The organism is Plantactinospora sp. BB1 (genome assembly GCF_003030385.1).
Lineage (GTDB): Bacteria > Actinomycetota > Actinomycetes > Mycobacteriales > Micromonosporaceae > Plantactinospora.
Window position 1 is genome coordinate 2,166,485 of the sequence record NZ_CP028159.1, and the last position, 21,544, is coordinate 2,188,028.

At 71.2% G+C, this 21,544-nt stretch carries 19 protein-coding genes and 1 tRNA gene; 16 read left to right on the plus strand and 4 right to left on the minus strand.

Annotation, left to right across the window (positions count from 1 at the left end; all coding sequences use genetic code 11):
* Positions 1 to 36 precede the first annotated feature (36 nt).
* Positions 37 to 1,653 (minus strand): ABC transporter substrate-binding protein, encoded by a 1,617-nt coding sequence (locus tag C6W10_RS09355; protein WP_107257729.1) that lies wholly within the window; start codon positions 1,651 to 1,653, stop codon positions 37 to 39.
* A complete protein-coding gene (locus C6W10_RS09360; protein ID WP_107257730.1) occupies positions 1,653 to 2,861 on the minus strand; it encodes a dipeptidase in 1,209 nt (402 codons plus the stop codon). The genes C6W10_RS09355 and C6W10_RS09360 overlap by 1 nt, the downstream gene beginning before the upstream one ends.
* A gap of 215 nt (positions 2,862 to 3,076) precedes the next feature.
* On the opposite strand from C6W10_RS09360, the gene C6W10_RS09365 reads away from it, so the two are divergent.
* From C6W10_RS09365 to C6W10_RS09395, 7 genes are all read left to right on the plus strand, one after another.
* Positions 3,077 to 4,111, plus strand: a complete 1,035-nt coding sequence (locus tag C6W10_RS09365) for an ABC transporter ATP-binding protein (protein WP_234361679.1) — start codon at positions 3,077 to 3,079, stop codon at positions 4,109 to 4,111.
* Positions 4,098 to 5,294 carry an ABC transporter ATP-binding protein gene (locus C6W10_RS09370; protein WP_107257732.1) on the plus strand — a complete coding sequence of 399 codons (1,197 nt, stop codon included), beginning with the start codon at positions 4,098 to 4,100 and terminating at the stop codon, positions 5,292 to 5,294. The genes C6W10_RS09365 and C6W10_RS09370 overlap by 14 nt, the downstream gene beginning before the upstream one ends.
* 209 nt (positions 5,295 to 5,503) lie before the next feature.
* Positions 5,504 to 6,379: a 16S rRNA (adenine(1518)-N(6)/adenine(1519)-N(6))-dimethyltransferase RsmA gene (gene rsmA, locus C6W10_RS09375; protein ID WP_107263790.1), complete on the plus strand. Its 876-nt coding sequence runs from the start codon at positions 5,504 to 5,506 to the stop codon at positions 6,377 to 6,379.
* 130 nt (positions 6,380 to 6,509) lie between these two features.
* Positions 6,510 to 7,466 (plus strand): 4-(cytidine 5'-diphospho)-2-C-methyl-D-erythritol kinase, encoded by a 957-nt coding sequence (locus tag C6W10_RS09380; RefSeq protein WP_107263791.1) that lies wholly within the window; start codon positions 6,510 to 6,512, stop codon positions 7,464 to 7,466.
* Positions 7,467 to 7,490: 24 nt separating this feature from the next.
* Positions 7,491 to 9,296 (plus strand): ABC-F family ATP-binding cassette domain-containing protein, encoded by a 1,806-nt coding sequence (locus tag C6W10_RS09385; protein WP_107257733.1) that lies wholly within the window; start codon positions 7,491 to 7,493, stop codon positions 9,294 to 9,296.
* Positions 9,297 to 9,416: 120 nt separating this feature from the next.
* Complete coding sequence (locus tag C6W10_RS09390) at positions 9,417 to 9,872, plus strand: DUF4383 domain-containing protein (RefSeq protein ID WP_107257734.1); 456 nt, start codon at positions 9,417 to 9,419, stop codon at positions 9,870 to 9,872.
* A gap of 127 nt (positions 9,873 to 9,999) precedes the next feature.
* A complete protein-coding gene (locus C6W10_RS09395) occupies positions 10,000 to 10,473 on the plus strand; it encodes a DUF4383 domain-containing protein (RefSeq protein WP_107257735.1) in 474 nt (157 codons plus the stop codon).
* A gap of 37 nt (positions 10,474 to 10,510) precedes the next feature.
* Here the strand turns inward: C6W10_RS09395 and C6W10_RS09400 are convergent, their stop codons facing one another.
* Positions 10,511 to 11,113: a TetR/AcrR family transcriptional regulator gene (locus C6W10_RS09400; protein WP_234359597.1), complete on the minus strand. Its 603-nt coding sequence runs from the start codon at positions 11,111 to 11,113 to the stop codon at positions 10,511 to 10,513.
* A gap of 234 nt (positions 11,114 to 11,347) precedes the next feature.
* Complete coding sequence (locus tag C6W10_RS09405) at positions 11,348 to 12,319, minus strand: acyl-CoA desaturase (protein WP_107257737.1); 972 nt, start codon at positions 12,317 to 12,319, stop codon at positions 11,348 to 11,350.
* 76 nt (positions 12,320 to 12,395) lie between these two features.
* Here C6W10_RS09405 and C6W10_RS09410 point away from each other — a divergent pair, with 76 nt between their 5' ends.
* The 9 genes from C6W10_RS09410 to C6W10_RS09450 all read left to right on the plus strand — a co-directional run bounded on the left by C6W10_RS09410 (position 12,396) and on the right by C6W10_RS09450 (position 21,226).
* The gene (locus C6W10_RS09410; protein ID WP_199853900.1) at positions 12,396 to 13,319 is read left to right on the plus strand and encodes a helix-turn-helix domain-containing protein; all 924 of its coding nucleotides are present in this window, start codon (positions 12,396 to 12,398) and stop codon (positions 13,317 to 13,319) included.
* A 47-nt stretch (positions 13,320 to 13,366) separates the two neighbouring features.
* Positions 13,367 to 13,437: transfer RNA gene (locus C6W10_RS09415), tRNA-Gln, on the plus strand.
* A 31-nt stretch (positions 13,438 to 13,468) separates the two neighbouring features.
* Positions 13,469 to 15,025 carry a bifunctional UDP-N-acetylglucosamine diphosphorylase/glucosamine-1-phosphate N-acetyltransferase GlmU gene (gene glmU, locus C6W10_RS09420; protein ID WP_107257739.1) on the plus strand — a complete coding sequence of 519 codons (1,557 nt, stop codon included), beginning with the start codon at positions 13,469 to 13,471 and terminating at the stop codon, positions 15,023 to 15,025.
* Positions 15,026 to 15,076: 51 nt separating this feature from the next.
* Complete coding sequence (locus C6W10_RS09425) at positions 15,077 to 16,057, plus strand: ribose-phosphate diphosphokinase (RefSeq protein WP_107257740.1); 981 nt, start codon at positions 15,077 to 15,079, stop codon at positions 16,055 to 16,057.
* A gap of 374 nt (positions 16,058 to 16,431) precedes the next feature.
* Positions 16,432 to 17,121: a 50S ribosomal protein L25/general stress protein Ctc gene (locus C6W10_RS09430; RefSeq protein WP_107257741.1), complete on the plus strand. Its 690-nt coding sequence runs from the start codon at positions 16,432 to 16,434 to the stop codon at positions 17,119 to 17,121.
* Between the two features lie 143 nt (positions 17,122 to 17,264).
* Positions 17,265 to 17,855, plus strand: coding sequence for an aminoacyl-tRNA hydrolase (gene pth, locus C6W10_RS09435; protein WP_107257742.1), 591 nt, complete (start codon positions 17,265 to 17,267; stop codon positions 17,853 to 17,855).
* A 153-nt stretch (positions 17,856 to 18,008) separates the two neighbouring features.
* Complete coding sequence (locus C6W10_RS09440) at positions 18,009 to 18,872, plus strand: inositol monophosphatase family protein (protein ID WP_107257743.1); 864 nt, start codon at positions 18,009 to 18,011, stop codon at positions 18,870 to 18,872.
* Between the two features lie 153 nt (positions 18,873 to 19,025).
* Entirely contained in the window at positions 19,026 to 19,937 is a 912-nt protein-coding gene (gene cysD, locus C6W10_RS09445) for a sulfate adenylyltransferase subunit CysD (RefSeq protein WP_107257744.1), read from the plus strand.
* Positions 19,937 to 21,226: a sulfate adenylyltransferase subunit 1 gene (locus C6W10_RS09450; RefSeq protein ID WP_107257745.1), complete on the plus strand. Its 1,290-nt coding sequence runs from the start codon at positions 19,937 to 19,939 to the stop codon at positions 21,224 to 21,226. Before cysD ends, C6W10_RS09450 begins: the two co-directional genes overlap by 1 nt.
* Positions 21,227 to 21,544 lie beyond the last annotated feature (318 nt).

The window sequence follows — 21,544 nt, forward strand, 5'->3', positions numbered from 1 at the left end:
TGCGCCGGACCCGCCCTGACCGCGTCGTCGAACTGGTCAGCCCTTGGTGGCCTGGGCCACCGAGACGGGGTTGACGATGGAGAGCAGCTCACTCGGCTGGACCAGGAAGTTGGACCACTCGGCCGAGTGCGCGATGGTGAACTCCTCGACGTAGAGCACGTTGTCGTACACCTTGTCGGTGATGATCTTCGCCGCCTGCTGGATCGGGGCCTTCTGGGCGGCCTGGTCCAGCTGGGTCCGGGCCTGGTCGATCAGGGCGTCCAGCTCCGGGTCGCAGGCGTTGGCGTAGTTGATGAAGCCCTTGCACTTGAACGCGAGCGCCAGGTTGGCCGGCGGGTTCTCCATGATCGCCCAGGAGCCGGCGTAGATGTCGTAGTCCCGGGCGGTGTACTTCTCCACGTACGTGTTCCGCTCCAGGCCCTCCAGCTTGATCTCGATCCCGGCCTCCTTGCTGGAGTCCCGGACCAGCTGCGCCCACTTGGAGATGTTCGGGTCGGCCTGGTCGTAGATCATCCGCAGGCTGAGCCCGTCGAAGAGCCCGTCACCGTTGCCGTCGGAGAAACCGGCACCGGTGAGCAGCGACTTCGCCTTCGCCGGGTCGTGCGCGTACTCCTTGGCGGACGGGTCCTGCCACTGCTTCAGCGTCGGGGTCAGCACCGAGGAGTTCGACGAGACCGCCTTGCCCTGCAACGCCACCCGGCGGATCGCCTCGTAGTCGACGGCGGCGGCCAGCGCCTGGCGTACCTCCAGCCTGTCCAGCGGCTTCCGCGCGGTGTTGTACTGCATGTGCGCCCAACCCAGCGACGGCACCTTGACCAGCTTCAGCTTGCTGTCGCCTTCGAGGGTCTTGGCCAGCGGCGGCGGCAGCGCGTTGGCGATCAGGTCGACGTCACCGTTGCGCAGCGCCAGCGCCTCGGTGTTGACGTCCGGGAAGACCCGGAAGACCACCTCCTTGGTCTTCGGTCCGCCCTCGACCAGCGGGAAGTTCTCCATCCGCTCCAGCACGTACCGCTGGCCCCGCTCCACGGTGGTCAACTTGTACGGCCCGGCCGACACCCAGTCGGAGTCGTTGGCGAACTTCTGCACGCTGCCGACCTTGCTGAAGACGTGCTCGGGCACGACCGGCATCCAGAAGCCGACGTTCTCCAGGAAGGTGCCGTCCACCTGGGAGAGCTGGAACTCGATCTCCGTCGGGGAGATGACGGTGGACTTCTGGTACGACGAGATGAGCCCGGCGACGACGCCGATCTTCTCCTTGGCGACCGCGTCGATGGTGAACGCCACGTCGTCGGCGGTCACCTTCTCCCCGTCGCTCCAGGTGAAGTCGTCCCGCAGCGTCACCTTCGCCTTGCGCCCGCCGTCGAGGTACTCCCACTTGCTGGCCAGGTACGGCGACCGCACCCCGTCCATCCCCATGCTCATCAGCCGGGGGTACATCAGGTTCGTCACCCAGGTGTCGGTACGGCTGTTGCCGACCAGCGGGTTGTAGTTGAGTACGTCGGCGGTGGTGCCGATCGTGATCCGGTCCGCCGAGCCGCCGCTGCCGCCGCCGGCCTGGCTGTCCGGGTTGCTGGGCGAGCAGGCGGTCGCCGCCAGCCCTATCGAGAGCGTGCCCGCCGCCACGGCGAGGGCGCGCCGGAATGTTCGACGCATCAGTGCCAGACCTCCTCAAGGACGCGCATGATGTTGCCCCCCAGGACCTTGCCGATCTCGTCGTCCGAGTAGTCGTGACCGACCAGCCAGGAGACGATGTTCCAGTAGCACTCGGCCGGGTTCTCCAGCCCGTCCACGTACGGCACCCGGGGGTGTTCGACGTGGCCGTGCGCCTCGGCGATGGACAGGTGCGCGGCGAAGGTGTCGTGCAGTCCGACGTGGTCGCCGAAGAGGGTGTCCGGGCCGAACGCCACGTGGTCGATGCCGACCAGTTCGACGCAGTGCACGAAGTGGTCCATCACCGACTCGATGCTGTGCTCGGGGTGCGCCGGCGAGAGTGTGGTGTGCGGTGCGGCCTCCAGACCGAGCACCCCGCCGCGCTCGGCGCAGGCCCGGATCACCTCGTCCGGCTTCATCCGGTTGGTCGGCCAGACGGTACGCGATCCGGCGTGCGTGATGAAGATTGGCTTGGTGGAGGCGGCGATGACGTCGGCCGAGGTACGGTCGCCGGAGTGCGACACGTCGATCGCGATGCCGAGCTTGTTCATCCGGCGTACGGCCTTCTCGCCGAAGTAGGTCAGGCCGCCGTCGCCGCGCTCCTTGAGCCCGCTGCCGAGGGTGTTCGCCTCGCTGTAGGCGATGCCCATCTGCCGGACGCCGAAGCCGTAGAGCATGTCGATCCGGTCCAGTTCGTTCTCGATCATCGTGGCCGCCTCGGTGGCCAGCACCAGGCCCATCCGGCCGGTCTCGTGCGCGTGGTGGATGTCGGCCAGCCGCTCCACCCGGATCAGGTAGTCCTGGTGGGCCAGGTCGGAGAGCCGCATCCCGAGGTCGGCGATGACGTCGGTCCACTTCCAGCCCATCTGGCTGGTCACGCAGCAGGTGCCGTCCATCATGTTGTCGAAGACGGCGGTCATGCCGGAGCGGGCCAGTCCGGCGTACCCGGTGTGGTGCCGCGCGGTGCGGTTGTAGTCGACGGTCTGGCCGATCTCCTCCGGGAAGACCGACGGGTGGTCGTGCAACGAGATCACGACGTTGTCGGTGAGCAGCCGGCGGACCCGGTCTCGCTGACCGTCCGTCAGCGCGATGCCCTGGTATGCCGGCACCCGACCGAGTTCCGGAGCGAGCTTGAACTCGCGGTAGTCGGTACCTGCCTCCAGGTAGCTGTAGGACGTGTATCCGGTGTAGCGCGGGGCCGGGTCGAGCACGCCGCTCCCTCCTTCGGGTCGGTGCCAGAGCCGGGGCGCGCGGTGGATTTCGGCGCCGCGACCTGATCTGGGTGTGGATTGTCGGCGATGTGGGAGCAGAGATTGCCAGGATCAGGCGCAGCATGTCAACATGTTGGCCAACTCCGGCGCGGAGCGGCGGCTGGGCGAGAGAAACCGGTACGGCGGGAACCAACACGGAGAAATCGGGAGGTGCAGTGACCAGCGGGGTAACGAGCACAGAGCGCTCACCCGAGACCGACCTGCCGGCCGCGCTGCGGGTCCGGGGACTCGACGTCACCTTCACCGGCCGGCGCGGCACCGTCCCGGCGGTACGCGGGGTCGACCTCGACATCGCCGCCGGCGAGGTACTGGTGCTGCTCGGCGAGTCCGGCTCCGGCAAGTCCGTCACCGCCCGCGCCGTGATGGGCCTGCTCGACACCGGCGGCGTGCGGGTCAGCTCCGAGCAGATCCAGGTCGCCGGACACGACCTGACCACCGCCGACCCCGACCAGGTCCGGAAGCTGCGCGGCCAGACCATGGCGCTGGTCTTCCAGGACGCGCTCTCCGCGCTCAACCCGGTGCTCTCGATCGGCGACCAGCTCGGCGAGGTGTTCCGGATCCACCGCGGGCTCTCCCGCCGGGCCGCCCGGGCCGAGGCCGCCGAACTGCTCCGGCTGGTCGGCATCCCGGCCCCCGACCGCCGGGTACGCGACTACCCGCACCAGTTCTCCGGCGGCATGCGGCAACGGATCCTGATCGCCATGGCGGTCGCGCTCGGCCCCCGGCTGCTGATCGCCGACGAGCCCACCACCGCGCTCGACGTGACCGTGCAGGCGCAGATCCTGCAACTCGTCGACCGGCTCCGCACCGAGCTCGGGATGGGCGTCCTGCTGATCACCCACGACCTCGGGGTGGCCGCCGAGATCGCCGACCGGGTCGCCGTGATGTACGCCGGCCGGATCGTCGAGACCGGCACCGTGGCCGAGGTACTCGACGGGCCCGCCCACCCGTACACGGCGGCGCTGCTGCGCTCCGTACCCGATCTGGCCCAGCCCGGCGACCGGCTCCGACCGATCCCGGGCAGCCCGCCGAACCTGCTGGCGCTGCCGAGCGGCTGCGCCTTCCACCCGCGCTGCGACCGGGCGACCGAGGAGTGCACGGTGACCCGCCCGCAGCGGCGGCCGCTCGCCGTACCCGGAAGGACGGCCGCCTGCCACCACGCCGAGGAGGCCGTCGATGCCCCCGTCTGACCACCCGGCCGGGCCCGGCCCAGCCTCCGCCGGCCCGGCCGGGTCCACCACCGCCGTCGGTACGCCGACCGCGCTCGCCACCTCCGCCGGCCCGAACACCGTCGGCCCGCTCACCGCCGACGGACCGGCGCACGGCGAGCCGCTGCTGGTCGCCACCGGGGTCCGCAAGAGCTACCGGGCCGGACGCGGCCTCGGCGGCGGATCCCGGGTGCACGCCGTCGACGGGGTGGACCTGACCGTGGCGGCCGGCGAAACCCTCGGCGTCGTCGGCGAATCCGGCTGCGGCAAGTCGACCCTGGCCCGGCTGCTGGTCGGGCTGGAACGCCCCGACGCCGGCCAGGTCCGCTACGCCGGCCTCGACGTCGGCTCCGCCCGGGGCAGCCGCCGCCGCGAACTGCGCCGGGCGGTGCAGATGGTCTTCCAGGACCCGGTCACCTCGCTGAACCCCCGGATGCCGATCCTGGACGTCGTCGCCGAGCCGCTCGACGTGCACAAACTGGCCCGGGGCGCCGCCGCCCGCCGCGACCGGGTCGCCGAACTGCTGGAGATGGTCGGGCTGGCCCCGGACATGATGCGCCGGTTCCCGCACGAGTTCTCCGGCGGGCAGCGGCAGCGGATCGGCATCGCCCGCGCCCTGGCCACCGAACCCCGGGTGGTGGTCTGTGACGAGCCGGTCTCCGCGCTCGACGTCTCGGTGCAGGCCCAGGTGGTCAACCTGCTCGCCGAGTTGCAGCAGCGGCTCGGCATCGCCCTGGTCTTCATCGCGCACGACCTCGGCGTGGTCCGGCACGTCTCGCACCGGGTCGCGGTGATGTACCTCGGACGGCTCGCCGAACTCGGCCCGGCCGGCACCGTCTACCAGCACCCGGCGCACCCCTACACCCGGGCGCTGCTCGGCTCGGTACCGGTACGGCACCCGCGCGAGCGGGGACGGGAGCGGATCGTGCTGGCCGGCGACCCGCCGAGCCCGGTCGACCCGCCGTCCGGCTGCCGCTTCCACACCCGCTGCCCGATCGCCCAGGAGATCTGCGCCCGGGAAACCCCGGCGCTGCTCGTCCCGGACGCCGACGCGCGAACCGTCGCCGGGGGCGGGCCGATCGGCCGGGGTGGTGCGGAGCGGGTCGCCGCCTGCCACTTCGCCGGTACGCCCCTCCCGGCCGCGCCGACGCATGCCCCCGGCTAGATCTGCGCGATCCACCTGGACACCAGAGGCGTCAAGCGGCTCGGTTAACGCCTAGCTTGTCCAGGTCGAGCGTCGCCAACCCACCCCGGCCAGGCGTCGACCGGCGGGCTGGGCGGGGTCGACGGGCGGGCCGGGCGGGCCCCGACCGGCGTCGACGAGTGGGCCGGGCAGGCGGCGGTTCCCTGCCGGTGGCCCGTACCCTGTTGCAGATGGCCGCAGATCTGCTCGGCCCGGCGGAGATCCGGGAACTCGCCGCCCGGCTGGGCGTGCACCCGACCAAGAAGCTCGGCCAGAACTTCGTGCACGACCCGAACACGGTGCGCCGGATCGTCGCCGCCGCCGGACTCGGCCCGGACGACGTGGCCCTGGAGGTCGGGCCGGGGCTGGGCTCGCTCACCCTCGGCCTGCTGACGGTGGCCGGGCACGTGCACGCGGTCGAACTCGATCCGACGCTGGCCGGGGCGCTGCCGGAGACGGTGGCCCGGCACGCCGGCCCGGCCGGTGCGGCCCGGCTGACCGTGCATGCCGCCGACGCCTTGCGGATCACCGCCGCCGAACTCGGTGACCCGGCCCCGACCGCGCTGGTGGCGAACCTGCCCTACAACGTCGCCGTGCCGGTGGTGCTGCACCTGCTCGCCGAACTGCCCGCCCTGCGGCACGGCCTGGTGATGGTGCAGAAGGAGGTGGCCGACCGGCTGGTCGCCGGCCCCGGCTCCCGCACCTACGGCGTCCCGTCGGTCAAACTCGCCTGGTACGCCGACGCCCGCAACGCCGGCCGGGTGCCACCGAACGTCTTCTGGCCGGTGCCGAACGTCGACTCCGGGCTGGTCGCCTTCACCCGACGCGAACCGCCCCGCGACGACGTACCCCGGAAACAGGTCTTCGCGGTGGTCGACGCGGCCTTCGCGCAGCGCCGCAAGACCCTGCGGGCGGCGCTGGCCGGCTGGGCCGGCGGCCCGGACCGGGCGGCGGCGGCGCTGGTCGCCGCCGGGGTGGATCCCGGCGCCCGGGGCGAGGCGCTGACGGTCGCCCAGTTCGCCGCGATCGCCGCGTCGGCTCCGGTGACCGTCCGGGCCGCCGAGTAGGCTGACGGCGTGTGTGGCAGGAGGTGGCCGACGTGACGGCCGAGCCGGTCGATCCCGCGTCCCGGCGACCGTGGGCACCCCATCCGGTCCGGTGGTGTCCCGCCCGGTCGCGGGTTCGGGGCACGGCTGCATGACCGAGGCATGGGGACCGGACGAGGACGACGAGCGGCCGCGCCGGAGGATGCCCGGCCCGGTCAGGGTCCGGGTGCCGGCGAAGGTCAACCTCCATCTCGGGGTCGGGCCGCTGCGCCCGGACGGCTACCACGAGCTGAACACCGTCTACCACGCGATCTCGATCCACGACGAGCTGACCGCCCGCCGGGGCGACACCCTCACCCTGACCATGGAGGGCGAGGGCGCCGGTGAGCTGGACCTGGACGAGTCCAACCTGGTGATCCGGGCCGCCAGGGCGCTGGCCGCGCACGCCGGGGTGCCGGCACACGCCCGGCTGCACCTGCGCAAGCAGATCCCACTCGCCGGCGGCCTGGCCGGGGGGAGCGCCGACGCCGCCGCCACGCTGGTCGCCTGCGACGCGCTCTGGGGTACCGACCTGAGCCGCGACGAGCTGGCCGGGATCGCCGCCGGGCTCGGCTCCGACGTCCCCTTCCTGGTGTACGGCGGCACCGCGCTCGGCACCGGCCACGGCGAGACGATCAGCCCGATCCTGGCCCGCCCGGTCACCTGGCACTGGGTGGTGGCGATCGCCGACAGCGGCCTCTCCACCCCGGCCGCCTACCGCGAGCTCGACCGGCTGCGCGCCGAACACGCCGCCCCACCTCCGCTGCGCAACGCCGACGCGCTGCTCGCCGCGCTGCGCGGCCGGGATCCGGCCCGGCTCGGCCGGGCGCTCGGCAACGACCTCCAGGCCGCCGCGCTCTCGCTGCGCCCGGCGCTCGCCGAGACGCTGAAGGCCGGCGAGGCGGCCGGGGCACTCGCCGGCATCGTCTCCGGCTCCGGACCCACCTGCGTCTTCCTCGCCACCGACGGCGGTCACGCCGAGCGGGTCGCGGCCGAGCTGACCGCCTCCGGGCTGTGCCGGAAGGTCCGCACGGCGTACGGTCCGGTCCCCGGCGCCCGGGTCAGCTGACCGGGGCGACTACCGTCTGAGTACATGGCCAACATCGTCAATCTGGACCGGGTCTCCAAGGGGTACGGCGCGGCGGGGCAGCTCCTCACCGACGTCTCCCTGGGCCTTTCCGACTCGGACCGGATCGGCGTCGTCGGGCTGAACGGCACCGGCAAGTCCACCCTGCTGCGGCTGCTCACCAAGACCGAGGAGCCGGACAGCGGTCGGGTGACGCACCGCCGCGACCTGCGGGTGGCCTGGCTGCCGCAGACCCTCGTGCTCGACCCCGAGGCCCGGGTCCGGGACGTGGTGCTCGGCACCGCCTGGCTCGACGAGGGGTTCGGCGCCGAGCACGAGTGGGCCGGTGACGCGGGCGTACGCGCGATCCTCGACGGGCTCGGCATGCCGTACCTCGGGCTGGACCAGCCGGTCGGGCCGATGTCCGGCGGCGAGCGGCGGCGGGTGGCCCTGGCCGCCCTGCTGGTCCGCACCGCCGACCTGCTGGTGCTGGACGAGCCGACCAACCACCTCGACGTGGCCGGGGTGGACTGGCTGGCCCGGCACCTGATCGGCAAGCGCGGCGCGCTGGTGGTGGTCACCCACGACCGGTGGTTCCTGGACGCCGTCTGCACCGCCACCTGGGAGGTCGCCGACCGGGCGGTACGCGCCTACGAGGGCGGTTACGCCGCCTGGACGCTGGCCCGGGCCGAACGGGAACGGGTGGCCGCGGCCACCGAGGCACGCCGGCAGAACCTGCTGCGCAAGGAGATCGCCTGGCTGCGCCGCGGTCCGCCGGCCCGGACCTCCAAGCCGCGCTTCCGGATCGAGGCGGCGAACGCCCTGATCGCGGACGTACCGCCGCCGCGCGACACCGTGTCGCTGCAACGGCTCGCCACCGCCCGGCTCGGCAAGCAGGTGTACGACCTCACCGACGTCACCCTGCTGGCCGGGGAGAAGCTGATCCTGGACAACCAGACCTGGCAGGTCGGCCCCGGTGACCGGATCGCGATCGTCGGCGCGAACGGTGCCGGCAAGACGACGCTGCTCCGGCTGCTCGCCGGGGTACGCGGCCCGGACGGCGGGCAGCTGCGGACCGGCTCCACCGTCAAGCCGGCCTTCCTCTCCCAGGAGCTGGCCGAGCTGCCGGGCAACCTGCGGGTACTGGAGGCGGTCGAGGAGGTGGCCCGCCGGGTCGTACTCGGCGACCGGGAGATCAACGCCTCCCAGCTCGCCGAGATCTTCGGCTTCGACGACCGCCGGCTCTGGACCCCGGTCTCCGACCTCTCCGGCGGTGAGCGGCGCCGGCTGCAACTGCTGCGGCTGCTCGCCGCCGAGCCGAACGTGCTGCTCTTCGACGAGCCGACCAACGACCTGGACACCGACACCCTGGCCGCGCTGGAGGACCTGCTCGACTCCTGGCCCGGTACGTTGATCGTGGCCAGTCACGACCGCTACCTGGTCGAACGGGTCACCGACGTGGTGTACGGGATGTTCGGCGACGGCCGGCTCGTGCACCTGCCCGGCGGTGTCGAGGAATACCTCGCCCGCGCCGTCACGCCCGGCGGGCCGCCGCCCGAGCGGCGGAGCAACGGCGCGGTGCCGGCCGAGCGGGCCGAGGGTGTCCTCTCCGGCGGGGAGCTGCGCTTGGCCCGCAAGGAGCTGAGCCGGCTGGAGCGGCAGATCGGCAAGCTGGAGCAGCGCGAGGCGGCACTGCACGACCAGATGGCCGAGCACGCCACCGACTACGCCCGGATCGCCGAGCTGGACGGCCAGCTCCGGGCTCTGCGGGCCGAGCGGGAGCAGACCGAGGAGGCGTGGCTGGCCCTGGCCGAGCAGGTACCGGAGGGCTGAGCGGCGGCGGTGCGACGACGAGGGGCCGCTGACCGGCGGGGGTGTGCGGCGTCACCCGGACGGCATGCGGAAGAATCTAGCTCCGACCCCCACTGGCAACGGCGTTGGAGACTGCTGATCATGGCCCACAACCCCGTCAACCATCCCGCGCGGCCGGTCTACCGGGCCATCGGCGGGCTGATCGGCCTCTACCTGGTGGCCTTCGGTGTCCTCGGCTTCGTCGAGGCCGGCGGCGGCGAGTTCTTTGCCCAGGACGACACCCTGGTACTCGGCCAGGGGACCAACCTCGGCTACTCGGTGATCTCGACCGTGCTCGGCCTGGTCATCCTGCTCGCCACCCTGGTCGGCCGGAACGTCGACACGACGGTCAACAAGTTCATCGGGTACGCCCTGATGGCGCTCGGCCTCGCCGAACTGGCGGTGCTGCGTACCGATGCGAACTATCTCAACTTCACCGTCGCCACCACCATCGTGACGATGATCCTCGGGCTGACCCTGCTGATGTGCGGCATGTACGGCAAGGTCGGCTCCGAGGAGGAGGCCAAGGCCTTCGAGGACGCCCGCCTGGTGCTCTGAGCCCGTGCCGCACCGGCCGGCCGTCGCAGCGGTCCGGCCGGTGCCGATCCGGCGTTCGCCGGGCAATCCTCTCCGGCCCGGGTGACAATCCGGTAGGAAAGTCGCCAACCGGCAGCCAGGAGGGGACATGGCGCACATCCCGATCAACCACCCGGCTCGTCCGGTCTACCGGGTACTCGCCGGGCTGATCGGCCTCTACATCGTGATCTTCGGGGTCTTCGGACTCTTCGAGACCGCCGGGGAGGACTTCTTCAGCCGAGGCAGCCACTGGGTGCTGGGGCTGCGTACCAACATGGCGTTCGCGCTGGTCTCGGTGATCTTCGGGCTGGTGGTCCTCTTCGGCGCGGTGCACCGGGGCAATTTCGGGCACCTGATGAACCTGGCCATCGGGGTGGTCTTCCTGGTGGTCGCGATCGCGATGATGGCCGTGTTGCAGACCGAGGCGAACATCCTGAACTTCTCGATGTCCACGGTCATCGTGTCGATGCTCTTCGGACTCGTCCTGCTCGCCACCGGCCTCTACGACAAGGTCGGCCCGGCGGAGCACGCCGAGGAGGAACGCGAGATGGACACCAGTACGAGCGCCCGCCCCGGCCGCTGAGACCCACCCCGACGGCGACGCCGGTCCGGCCGCGGGTTCAGCGGGTCCGGCGGGTGAGCAGGGTCGGCTTGGCCTCCAGGTGCGACAGCCCGTTCCAGGCCAGGTTGACCAGGTGCGCCGCCACCGTCTCCTTGCGCGGCTTGCGCACCTCGAGCCACCAGCGGCCACTGAGCGCCACCATGCCGACCAGGGACTGTGAATAGAGTTCGGCGAGCTTCGGGTCGTAGCCCCGGCTCTTGAACTCGGCACCCAGGATGTGCTCCACCTGGTGCGCCACGTCGTTCATCACGCTGCTGAAGTTGCCGGTCGCGGAGAGCACCGGCGACTCCCGGACCAGCACCCGGAAGCCGTCGGTCTCCTCCTCGATGTAGTCGAGCAGGGCCAGCGCCGCCTGCTCCAGCAACTCGCGGGGATGCCCGGCGGTCAGCGCGGTGGTGACCCGGTAGAGCAGGGCGCGTACCTCCCGGTCCACGACGACCGCGTAGAGGCCCTCCTTGCCGCCGAAGTGCTCGTAGACCACCGGCTTGGAGACCTTGGCCCGGGCGGCGACATCCTCGATCGAGGTCGCGTCGAACCCGCGCTCGGCAAAGGCCTGCCGGCCGATCGCGATGAGCTGCTCGCGGCGCTGGGCCGCGGACATCCGTACCCGGGAACTGGGCTTGGGGGGTGGCGGCGGCGGTGGCGCCGGTGGCTTGACCTGCCGGCGCCCGAGGCTGCGGTCGGTATCCGGACCGTCGCTCACCCCGCTATCCCGCTGCCGTTCCGCGATGCCACGCCGACTCGGATCGTCCCTGGTGGCGCCCTCGCTGCGCTCCGTCACCTGGCCATCCTGCCAGGCGAACGCTCGTGGCCGGGTGCCCGGGCGCGTCACGGGTCACTGCGACGGTGTTGATTTGAGTAGTTTCGCGGCAACCCGCTCGGGCTTCGGCCACCGCACGTCGTACGCGGCGCCGACCTTCTCGAAGAGCCAGATCACCCGGGCCGAGATGTCGACCTGACCCCGGAGTACGCCGTGCCGGGCGCAGGTCGGGTCGGCGTGGTGCAGGTTGTGCCAGCTCTCCCCGAAGGAGAGGATCGCCAGCGGCCAGAAGTTCGTCGCCCGGTCGCCCTGGCGCACCTCGAACGGGCGCTCGCCGTAGACGTGGCAGACCGAGTTGATCGACCAGGTGATGTGGTGCAGCAGCGAGACCCGGACCAGGCCGGCCCAGAAGAACGCGGTCAGCGCGCCCTGCCAGGACCAGGTGACCAGGCCGCCGACCAGCGCCGGGGTGAGCAGGGAGAGGGCCACCAGCAGCGGGAAGAGCCGGTCGACCCGGTTGATGTCCTTGTCGGCGATCAGGTCGGGGGCGAACCGCTCGCGGTTGGAGAGTTCCCGCTTGAACAGCCAGCCGACGTGGGCGTGGAACAGACCCTTGGTCAGGCCCCACACGCTGCTGCCGAAGCGCCACGGTGAGTGCGGGTCACCTTCCAGGTCGGAGAAGGCGTGGTGCCGGCGGTGGTCGGCGACCCACTGGGTGATGTTGCCCTGGACCGCGAACGAACCCGCGACGGCGAGGGCCACCCGCAGCCAGCGCTTGGCCTTGAACGACCCGTGCGTGAAGTACCTGTGGAAGCCGACGGTGATGCCGAGCCCGGCCACCACGTACCACACTCCGGCGATGGCGATGTCGGTCCAGCTCAACCAGCCGCCCCAGGCCACCGGCACGGCGGCGAGCAGGGCGAGGAAGGGGATCGTGACGAAGGACCAGAGGGCGAAGAGGATGCCCTTGGACTGGACGCCGTCAGTGAGTGGCTTGGGGCCCTTCTTGGCGGTGGCGGCCGGTTGTTCGAGTAGTACGGAGGACATGGCACCTCGCTGAGCGTAGGGGGAAGAGCGGTAACTTACGCCTACGTCACCGTAACCTACGCTCTCGTAGTCTGCCATGGACGCGAACTGGGAATCGGCTGGCAGCCATCGACCGGTCTTGTCGTACACGGGCCCTAATCTCCTGGTCGTGATCGATCCGCTCGCCGCCGAGGCGCGTCGTCTGCGTACGGTCGAGCTGCTCTCCGCCGGGGAGATCCGGCAGCGGCTCGGCATCGGCAAGGACCGGTTGACGGCGTTGCTGCGGGATGTTCCCGCGCCGGAGTGGACGAAACGACCCAACGCCAAGGACGAGTTGCGGGCCAGGGCCGTCGAGCTGCGCGGGGCGGGTCGCTCGGTGCCGGAGATCGCCGTCGAGCTGGGAGTGGCGAAGTCGACCGCGTACCGGTGGGTCCAACACCTGCCGCTCGACCCGGACCCGGCGGCCGAGGCCGACCGCCGACGAGCGCACTCCCGGCGGATGACCGACGCGCTCTGGGGTCCGCACCGAGCGGCCCGGGACGCCGCACGGGCGGAGACGGTCAAGGCGACGGCGGACTGGGTGAAGACCCTTCGGTATCGCGAGTTGATTCTGGTCGGCGCGGCGATCTACTGGTGCGAGGGCGCCAAGGCCAAGCCGTGGCGCCCTAACGACTGCCGCGTCAAGTTCGTCAACAGCGACCCGGGTCTCATCCTCTTGTTTCTCCGTTTCGTCGAGGCGCTGGGGGTGCAGCGGTCCGTCCTCCGGTTTCAGCTCAGCATCCACGAGACGGCGGATGTGGCAGCCGCCGGTCGATGGTGGGCCGACCTGGTCGGCGTGCCGGCGGAGGCGTTTCGGAGGCCCTCGATCAAGCGGCACCGGCCAGCGACCAACCGGCGGAACACCGGCAACGGTTATCGGGGCTGTCTGGTAATCGAGGTCCCTGGCTCCAGCCGGCTGTACTGGAAGATCGAAGGGATCATGCGAGGGATGACGGATGAGGATCTGGAGGCGGGGCGGTAGGGTGTAGATGCTCTCCGACTGAAGGGAACTTTGTCCCTTTTAGGTGGTCCCGGGTCGTCTAATGGCAGGACGTCAGGTTTTGGTCCTGATTGTAGGGGTTCGAATCCTCTCCCGGGAGCTTCGCCCATCGTCGCCGGTGCCTGGTTAGCATGGGGCCGCACACTGCCGGCCGTTCTGACGGGAGCATTCTCGTGTCCCAGCCCCGCCTCCGCACCGTCGTCGTCCTCGCCGCCGGTGAGGGCAAGCGGATGAAGTCGGCGCTACCCAAGGTGCTCCATCCGATCCTCGGCCGCAGCCTGCTCGGCCACGTACTCGTGGCCGCCGCCCCGGTGTCGGCGGACCGCACGCTGGTGGTGGTCGGCCACGGCGCCGACCAGGTCACCGCGCACCTGCGCGAGGTCGCCCCGTACGCCGAGCCGGTGCTCCAGGCCGAGCAGAACGGCACCGGGCACGCCGTCCGGATCGCCCTGGAGAGCGCGCCGGACGCCGGTGGCACCGTGGTGGTACTCAACGGAGACGTGCCCTTGCTGCGTCCGGAGACCGTCACCGAGCTGGTCGCCGCGCACGAGGCCGCCGGTGCGGCGGCGACCGTACTCGCCGCCGAGGTGGCCGACCCGACCGGCCTGGGCCGGATCGTCCGGGGCGCCGACGGCGGACTGGAGCGGATCGTGGAGGAGCGCGACGCGACCCATGCCCAGCGGGCGATCCGGGAGATCAACGCCGGGATCTACGCCTTCGACGCCGCACTGCTGCGGGACGCGCTCGGCAAGCTCTCCACCGACAACGACCAGGGCGAGGAATACCTGACGGACGTCTTCGGCCAGTTCGCCGCGACCGGTGAAGCCGTGGCGGTGCACGTGGCGGCGGATGCCACCGAGACGCTCGGCTGCAACGACCGGGTCGAGTTGGCGGCGCTGCGCCGGCTGCTGCGGGACCGGGTCAACGAGGGCTGGATGCGTACCGGGGTGACGCTGCTCGACCCGGCGACGACCTGGATCGACGTCACGGTCACCCTCGGCCGGGACGCCGTGGTGGACCAGAACACCCAGCTCTGCGGGGCCACCACCGTCGGCCCGGAGGCCGCCGTCGGCCCGGACACCACGCTGATCGACACCACCGTCGGTGCCGGGGCCACCGTGCTCCGGGCGCACGCGGTCGGCGCGGCGGTCGGTCCGGGGGCGAGCGTGGGACCGTACGCGTACCTGCGGCCGGAGGCGACGCTGCGGGAGAAGGCGAAGGTCGGCACCTTCGTCGAGGTGAAGAAGTCGGAGATCGGCGAGGGCGCCAAGGTGCCGCACCTGACGTACGTCGGGGACGCCACCATCGGGCCGCGGGCCAACATCGGCGCGGGGACGCTCTTCGTGAACTACGACGGGGTCAACAAGAGCCACACCGTGGTCGGTGAGGCGGCCTTCGTCGGCTGCGACACCAGCCTGGTCGCCCCGGTCGAGGTGGGCGCCGGGGCGTACGTGGCGGCGGGCAGCGCGGTGACCAACGACGTACCCCCGGGGGCGCTGGCGATCACCCGGGCCCAGCAGCGCAACATCGACGGCTGGGTGCTGCGCCGCCGGCCCGGTACGAAGTCCGCGGCGGCGGCGGAGCGTGCCGGACGGGAGGCGCCCGGCGCAAGCGAAGGTGAGCCACTGCACGGGGGCTCCGTAGCGGGTGAAGGTCGTCCGGCCTCGGGAGATACTGCAACCGAATAGTCTCTGGCCCAACGCCGGGTGACCCACCGACAAACGGGAGCAGACGAGCCGATGGGCAGCATCGTCGCCGAAAATCGCAAGAGCCTGATGCTCTTCTCCGGAAGGGGATTTCCGGAGCTGGCAACGGAGATCGGTGAGGTGCTCGGGGTGGCGCCGACACCATCGGACGCCTACGAGTTCGCCAACGGTGAGATCTTCGTACGGTTCAAGGAGTCGGTGCGTGGTTCGGACGCCTTCGTGGTGCAGTCCGTCACGCACGGCGTGAACAAGTGGGTCATGGAGACCCTGATCATGGTCGACGCGTTGAAGCGCGGCTCGGCTAAGCGGATCACCGTGGTGTTGCCGTTCTATCCGTACTCCCGGCAGGACAAGAAGCACCGCGGCCGGGAGCCGATCTCGGCCCGGCTGGTGGCGGACCTGCTCAAGACGGCCGGCGCCAACCGGATCCTCACGGTGGACCTGCACACCGCGCAGATCCAGGGTTTCTTCGACGGCCCGGTCGACCACCTCTTCGCGATGGACATCCTGGCCGAGTACGTCCAGCGCAAGTACGCCGGCCGCCCGATGACGGTGGTGGCCCCGGACTCGGGCCGGGTACGCGTGGCGGAGCGCTGGACCGACCGGCTCGGCGGCTGCCCGCTGGCCTTCATCCACAAGACCCGGGACCCGTCCAAGCCGAACCAGGTGGTGGCGAACCGGGTGGTCGGGGACGTCGAGGGCCGGGTCTGCCTGATCGTCGACGACATGATCGACACGGGGGGCACCATCTGCAAGGCGGCCGAGATCCTGCACGAGGCGAAGGCCGCGGACGTGCTGGTGGCCTCGACCCACGCCCTGCTCTCCGACCCGGCGACGGAACGGTTGAAGAACAGCCGGATCAGCGAGGTGGTGGTGACCAACACCCTGCCGCTGCCGCCGGAGAAGCAGCTCGACAAGCTCACCGTGCTCTCCATCGCGCCGCTGCTGGCCCGGGCGATCCGCGAGGTCTTCGACGACGGCTCGGTGACCACCCTCTTCGGCGGGCTGAGCTGACGGTCGCCCGCTGCGGGCGGTCCGGCGCGTCCGTCCGGAGGCGCTCCGGCGCGTCCGCTCGGAGCCGGTCCGGCGCGTCCCCTTGGAGGCGGCCCGGCGGGGTGATCCAGAGGTGGAATTGGCGGATCGCGAATGATGCCGGCTGGCTGGGCGGGGACCGCCGCGAACCCGCATCGGGGCTCGGGTAGACTGGTGCGGTTGCCACGGCGAGGGTGCCCTGCGGGCCGCTGAAGCAAGCGCCGCACGGACGCACCGTCATCGACGCGGTGCTCCGGGCAGTGGCCACACGCAAAGCCCCCAGCGCGCCCTTCGCCCTAGCACCGCAACCGCCAGCCGACGTAGCGCCGCAGAGTGACCGTATCAGGAGTCTTCCCGTGTCCGAGGTAAAGATCAGCGCCGAGCCCCGCACCGAGTTCGGCAAGGGTGGTGCCCGTCGTACCCGCCGGGCCGGTAAGGTGCCCGCCGTGCTGTACGGCCACGGCGAAAAGCCCAAGCACATCGCGCTGCCAGCGCGTGAGTTCGCCGCCGCCATCCGGCACGGTGGCGCCAACCAGTTGTTCGCGATCGAGATCAGTGACGGCACCCAGGCGCTCGCGCTGCCGAAGGCCATCCAGCGTGACCCGATCAAGGACACCTTCGAGCACATCGACCTGATCCTGGTCCGCCGGGGTGAGAAGGTCACCGTCGACGTGCCGGTGCACCTGACCGGCGAGCCGGCCAGGGACACCCTGGTCGTGCACGAGCAGAACACCCTGTCCGTGAGCGCCGACGCGACCCGGCTGCCGGAGAGCTTCGAGGTCTCGATCGAGGGGCTCGAGGTCGGTGCGCAGGTGACCGCGGCGGACGTACGGCTGCCGCAGGGTGTGGAGCTGGTCGCCGACCCGGAGCAGATCCTCGCCCTCGTCACCCAGGCGCCGACGGCCGAGCAGATGGCCGCCGAGGCCGGCGAGGAGCCGACCGAGGAGGCCGAGGAGGAAGCCGGTGCCGAGGGCCCCGGTGCCGAGGCCGCCGAGGGCGAGAGCGACAACCAGGGCGCACCCGCGCAGGCCGCCGCGGAGGCCTGAGCGAGAACCGTCTCCACAGGCGCCCCCGGACGTTCGGGGGCGCCTGTTCTCGTACTGTGACGCCCAGCGGGTTCGTACTGTGACGCCCAGCGGGTTCGTACTGTGGCGGCCAGCGGATCGGGAAGCAGAGGGGAAAGAGCGGCGTGGCGGAGGAGCTTCATCCGTGGTTGCTGGTCGGGCTCGGCAACCCCGGCCGGGAGTACGCGCGGCACCGGCACAACGTCGGCTTCATGGTGGCCGACCTGCTCGCCGGGCGGATCGGCGCGAAGTTCGGCCGGCACCGCCGGGCGGTCGCCGAGGTGGCCGAGGGGCGGCTCGGGTTCGGCGGGCCGAAGCTGGTGCTGGCGAAGCCGTTGACCTACATGAACCTCTCGGGTGGCCCGGTGGCGGCGTTGGCCCAGTTCTACAAGGTGCCGGTCGACCAGGTGGTCGCCGTACACGACGAGTTGGACATTCCGTACGGGCAGATCCGGCTGAAGCAGGGTGGCGGCGAGGGCGGGCACAACGGGCTGCGGTCGATGTCCAAGTCGTTGGGGACGAAGGACTATCTGCGGGTGCGGTTCGGGATCGGGCGGCCGCCGGGACGGCAGGACCCGGCCGCCTACGTACTCTCCGATTTTTCCGCCGTGGAGCGCAAGGAACTGGAGTTCCTGGTGGACCGCGCGGCGGACGCGGCGGAGGCGGTCGTCGGGCGTGGCCTGGAGTGGGCGCAGAACACGTACCACGGCAGCTGACCGGCGAAGGACGGACAGTGCCCGGTGTGGCGGGCCGGCGGTCCACCCCGCAGCCGCGCCTCGGCCGGTAGTCTTTGCGCCGCGGATGAGGAGGCTGACAACGATGATCTCGCGTCAAGCGGCCGGCGAGGCCGGCTCCCTGGAGATGCCCTGATGGCCGCGCCGCCGGTGATCGACGGGGAGTTCGCCCGCTGGCTGGCCGGTCGGGCCGGTCAGGCCCTGCTGGAGCTCCGGGCCGAGATGGGCTTCGCCGACCCCGGGGCGTTGAAGGCGGCCGGTGACAAGGTCTCGCACGAACTGCTCCGCACCGAGCTGGCCCGGTGGCGGCCCGCCGACGCGGTGCTGTCCGAGGAGGACGAGGGCGCCCGGCTCGCGTGGGCTGCCGGGATGGAGCCGGAGGTGGCGCCCCGGCTGGGCGCCGACCGGGTCTGGATCATCGATCCCCTGGACGGTACCCGGGAGTTCTCCGAGGAGGGCCGGACGGACTGGGCGGTGCACGTGGCGCTCTGGGCCCGGCGGGCCGGCACCGCGCACGGCATCGTCGGCGCCGCGGTCGGGCTTCCCGCCCAGCACCGGGTGCTCGGCACCGACCAGCCGCCGTCGTACCCGCCGATGACGTCGGCGGCGGGGACCGGGAGTACCGGATCGACCGGCTCGGACGGCACCGCCCGGCGGGTCCGGCTGGCGGCGAGCCGGAGCCGGCCGCCGGTCTTCCTCACCGACCTGGCCGCCGAACTCGGCGCCGAGCTGGTGCCGATGGGCTCGGCCGGCGCGAAGATCGCCGCCGTGATCAGTGGCGAGGTCGACGGGTACGTCCATGCCGGCGGCCAGTACGAGTGGGACTCGGCGGCTCCGGTCGCTGTGGCGACGGCCACCGGGCTTTTCGCTTCCCGTATCGACGGATCCGCGCTGAAATACAACCAGGCCGATCCCCGCCTGCCGGATCTGGTGGTGTGCCGTAAGGATCTCGCTCCTCGGCTGCTCGCAGCGTTGCAGCGTCACCTCCGGGTACCCTAGGCCGGGACATGGCGACTTAACCGACCGGGAGGGTCTGGAATCCCATGCGCGAGCAGCACGAACGAGGGCCGGCATGAGCGGGCGCGGCGAGCGGAGCGGCCGGCTCAGCACCGGGAGGCCGGACTCCGTCGGCGGGCGCGGCGAGGTGACGCGATGACCTCGCCAGCGGCCTACCGGGTGTCCCATCTCGACGCGCTGGAAGCCGAGAGCATCTTCGTCATCCGCGAGGTGGTCGCCGAACTGGAGCGGCCGGTGCTGCTCTTCTCCGGCGGCAAGGACTCGATCGTCATGCTCCGGCTGGCCGAGAAGGCGTTCGCGCCGGCCCGGATCCCGTTCCCGGTGATGCACGTCGACACCGGGCACAACTTCCCCGAGGTACTGGCCTACCGCGACCGGCGGGTCGCCGAGATGGGGCTGCAACTGGTGGTGGCCAGCGTGCCGGAGGCGCTGGAGTCCGGGCTGGTCCACGAGCCGGCCGACGGGGTACGCAACCGGATCCAGACGCCGGTGCTGCTGGAGGCGATCGAGAAGTACCGCTTCGACGCCCTCTTCGGCGGCGCCCGCCGGGACGAGGAGAAGGCCCGGGCCAAGGAGCGGGTGTTCAGCTTCCGCGACGACTTCGGCCAGTGGGATCCGAAGAACCAGCGTCCGGAGCTGTGGTCGCTCTACAACGGCCGGCACCATCCGGGCGAGTCGATCCGGGTGTTTCCGTTGTCGAACTGGACCGAGCTGGACGTCTGGCACTACATCGCCCGGGAGAAGATCGAGCTGCCGTCGATCTACTACGCCCACGAGCGCGAGGTCGTCGAGCGGGACGGCATGCTCTACGCCGTCAACGAGTTCATCTCGCCCCGGGCCGGCGAGACGCCCTTCGTCGAGCAGGTCCGCTACCGCACCGTCGGCGACGCCTCGTGCACCGCCGCCGTCCGATCGGCGGCCGACACCGTCGAGATGGTGATCGAGGAGGTGGCCGCGACCCGGATCACCGAACGCGGCGCCACCCGGGGCGACGACCGGGTCAGCGAGGCGGCGATGGAAGACCGCAAGCGGGAAGGGTACTTCTGATGACGGCGACCGTGGTCCCGATCGAGACCCGTGCGATGGACCTGCTCCGGTTCGCCACCGCCGGCAGCGTCGACGACGGCAAGTCCACCCTGATCGGCCGGCTGCTCTACGACACCAAGTCGCTCTTCACCGACCAGCTCGAAGCGGTCGAGGCGGTCAGCGCGGCCCGAGGCGACGAGTACACGAACCTGGCGTTGCTGACCGACGGGTTGCGGGCCGAGCGTGAGCAGGGCATCACGATCGACGTGGCGTACCGGTACTTCGCCACCCCTCGGCGGAAGTTCATCATCGCCGACACCCCCGGGCACATCCAGTACACCCGGAACATGGTCACCGGGGCGTCGACCGCGGACCTGGCGCTGATCCTGGTCGACGCACGGAAGGGGCTGGTCGAGCAGTCCCGCCGGCACGCGTTCCTCTGCTCGCTGCTCCGGGTGCCGCACCTGGTGCTCTGCGTCAACAAGATGGACCTGGTCGACTGGTCCCAGGAGGTCTTCGAGCGGATCGCGGACGAGTTCACCGCGTTCGCGGCGAAACTGGAGGTGCCGGACCTGACCGTGGTGCCGATCTCGGCGCTGCACGGCGACAACATCGTCGGCCGATCCGAGAACACCCCGTGGTACGAGGGCCCGTCGCTGCTGCACCACCTCGAACACGTACACATCGCCAGCGACCGCAACCTGGTCGACGTACGCTTCCCAGTGCAGTACGTGATCCGGCCGCAGTCGACGACGGTGACGGACTACCGGGGCTATGCCGGGCAGGTCGCCTCTGGTGTGCTCAAGCCGGGCGACGAGGTGATGGTGCTGCCGTCCGGGTTCACCAGCCGGATCGCGGCGATCGAGACCGCAGACGGCCCGGTCGAGCAGGCGTTCCCGCCGATGTCGGTGACGGTGCGGCTCACCGACGAGCTCGACATCTCCCGGGGCGACCTCATCTGCCGGCCGACCAACGCCCCGGCGGTGGCCCAGGACGTCGAGGCGATGATCTGCTGGATGGACGAGACCAAACCGCTGCGGGTCGGCGGCAAGTACGCCATCAAGCACACCACCCGGTCCGCCCGGGCGGTGATCCGCAATCTGCGGTACCGGCTCGACGTGAACTCGCTGCACCGGGACGAGACCGCCGCCGAGCTGCGGCTCAACGAGATCGGCCGGGTACGGCTGCGGACCACCGTGCCGCTGCTCGCCGACGAGTACCGGCGGAACCGGACGACGGGTGGCTTCATCGTGATCGACGAGTCGACGAACCGTACGGTCGGTGCGGGGATGATCGTCGAGGCGGGTTGACCGTCGGGACGCCGGGCGAGCGGACGGTCGGACGAGCCAGCTATCGAGCCCACTGACCGGTAACCCGAGCGCGTGGGCGGCCGGGAGCGCAACTCAGCCAAGGCGGAACGAGCCAGCGTCGAGCGGGCCAGCCGCCGGCTCGACCACTTCATGGCGCAGTACGGTGACCGCAGCCAGGACCGTTACTTCCGGCTCCCCCCGGCTGGCGTTGGCCCGGGTGACGAATACTCCCTTGGCGGAGTGACTTGCGGTGGTAGAGCCGGCCGTGCGCGTACCCGATCAGGCCGCGTCACGTTGAACATCCAGCATCCTCAAATC

Coding starts and splice junctions, on each gene's coding strand:
- C6W10_RS09405 (WP_107257737.1), bottom strand. CDS start 12,319: ATGTCCTCCGTACTACTCGAACAACCGGCCGCCACCGCCAAGAAGGGC.
- C6W10_RS09395 (WP_107257735.1), top strand. CDS start 10,000: ATGGCGCACATCCCGATCAACCACCCGGCTCGTCCGGTCTACCGGGTA.
- rsmA (WP_107263790.1), top strand. CDS start 5,504: ATGGCCGCAGATCTGCTCGGCCCGGCGGAGATCCGGGAACTCGCCGCC.
- C6W10_RS09390 (WP_107257734.1), top strand. CDS start 9,417: ATGGCCCACAACCCCGTCAACCATCCCGCGCGGCCGGTCTACCGGGCC.
- C6W10_RS09410 (WP_199853900.1), top strand. CDS start 12,396: ATGGACGCGAACTGGGAATCGGCTGGCAGCCATCGACCGGTCTTGTCG.
- C6W10_RS09385 (WP_107257733.1), top strand. CDS start 7,491: ATGGCCAACATCGTCAATCTGGACCGGGTCTCCAAGGGGTACGGCGCG.
- C6W10_RS09355 (WP_107257729.1), bottom strand. CDS start 1,653: ATGCGTCGAACATTCCGGCGCGCCCTCGCCGTGGCGGCGGGCACGCTC.
- C6W10_RS09380 (WP_107263791.1), top strand. CDS start 6,510: ATGACCGAGGCATGGGGACCGGACGAGGACGACGAGCGGCCGCGCCGG.
- glmU (WP_107257739.1), top strand. CDS start 13,469: ATGGGGCCGCACACTGCCGGCCGTTCTGACGGGAGCATTCTCGTGTCC.
- cysD (WP_107257744.1), top strand. CDS start 19,026: ATGACCTCGCCAGCGGCCTACCGGGTGTCCCATCTCGACGCGCTGGAA.
- C6W10_RS09425 (WP_107257740.1), top strand. CDS start 15,077: ATGGGCAGCATCGTCGCCGAAAATCGCAAGAGCCTGATGCTCTTCTCC.
- C6W10_RS09440 (WP_107257743.1), top strand. CDS start 18,009: ATGGCCGCGCCGCCGGTGATCGACGGGGAGTTCGCCCGCTGGCTGGCC.
- C6W10_RS09370 (WP_107257732.1), top strand. CDS start 4,098: ATGCCCCCGTCTGACCACCCGGCCGGGCCCGGCCCAGCCTCCGCCGGC.
- C6W10_RS09450 (WP_107257745.1), top strand. CDS start 19,937: ATGACGGCGACCGTGGTCCCGATCGAGACCCGTGCGATGGACCTGCTC.
- C6W10_RS09400 (WP_234359597.1), bottom strand. CDS start 11,113: ATGTCCGCGGCCCAGCGCCGCGAGCAGCTCATCGCGATCGGCCGGCAG.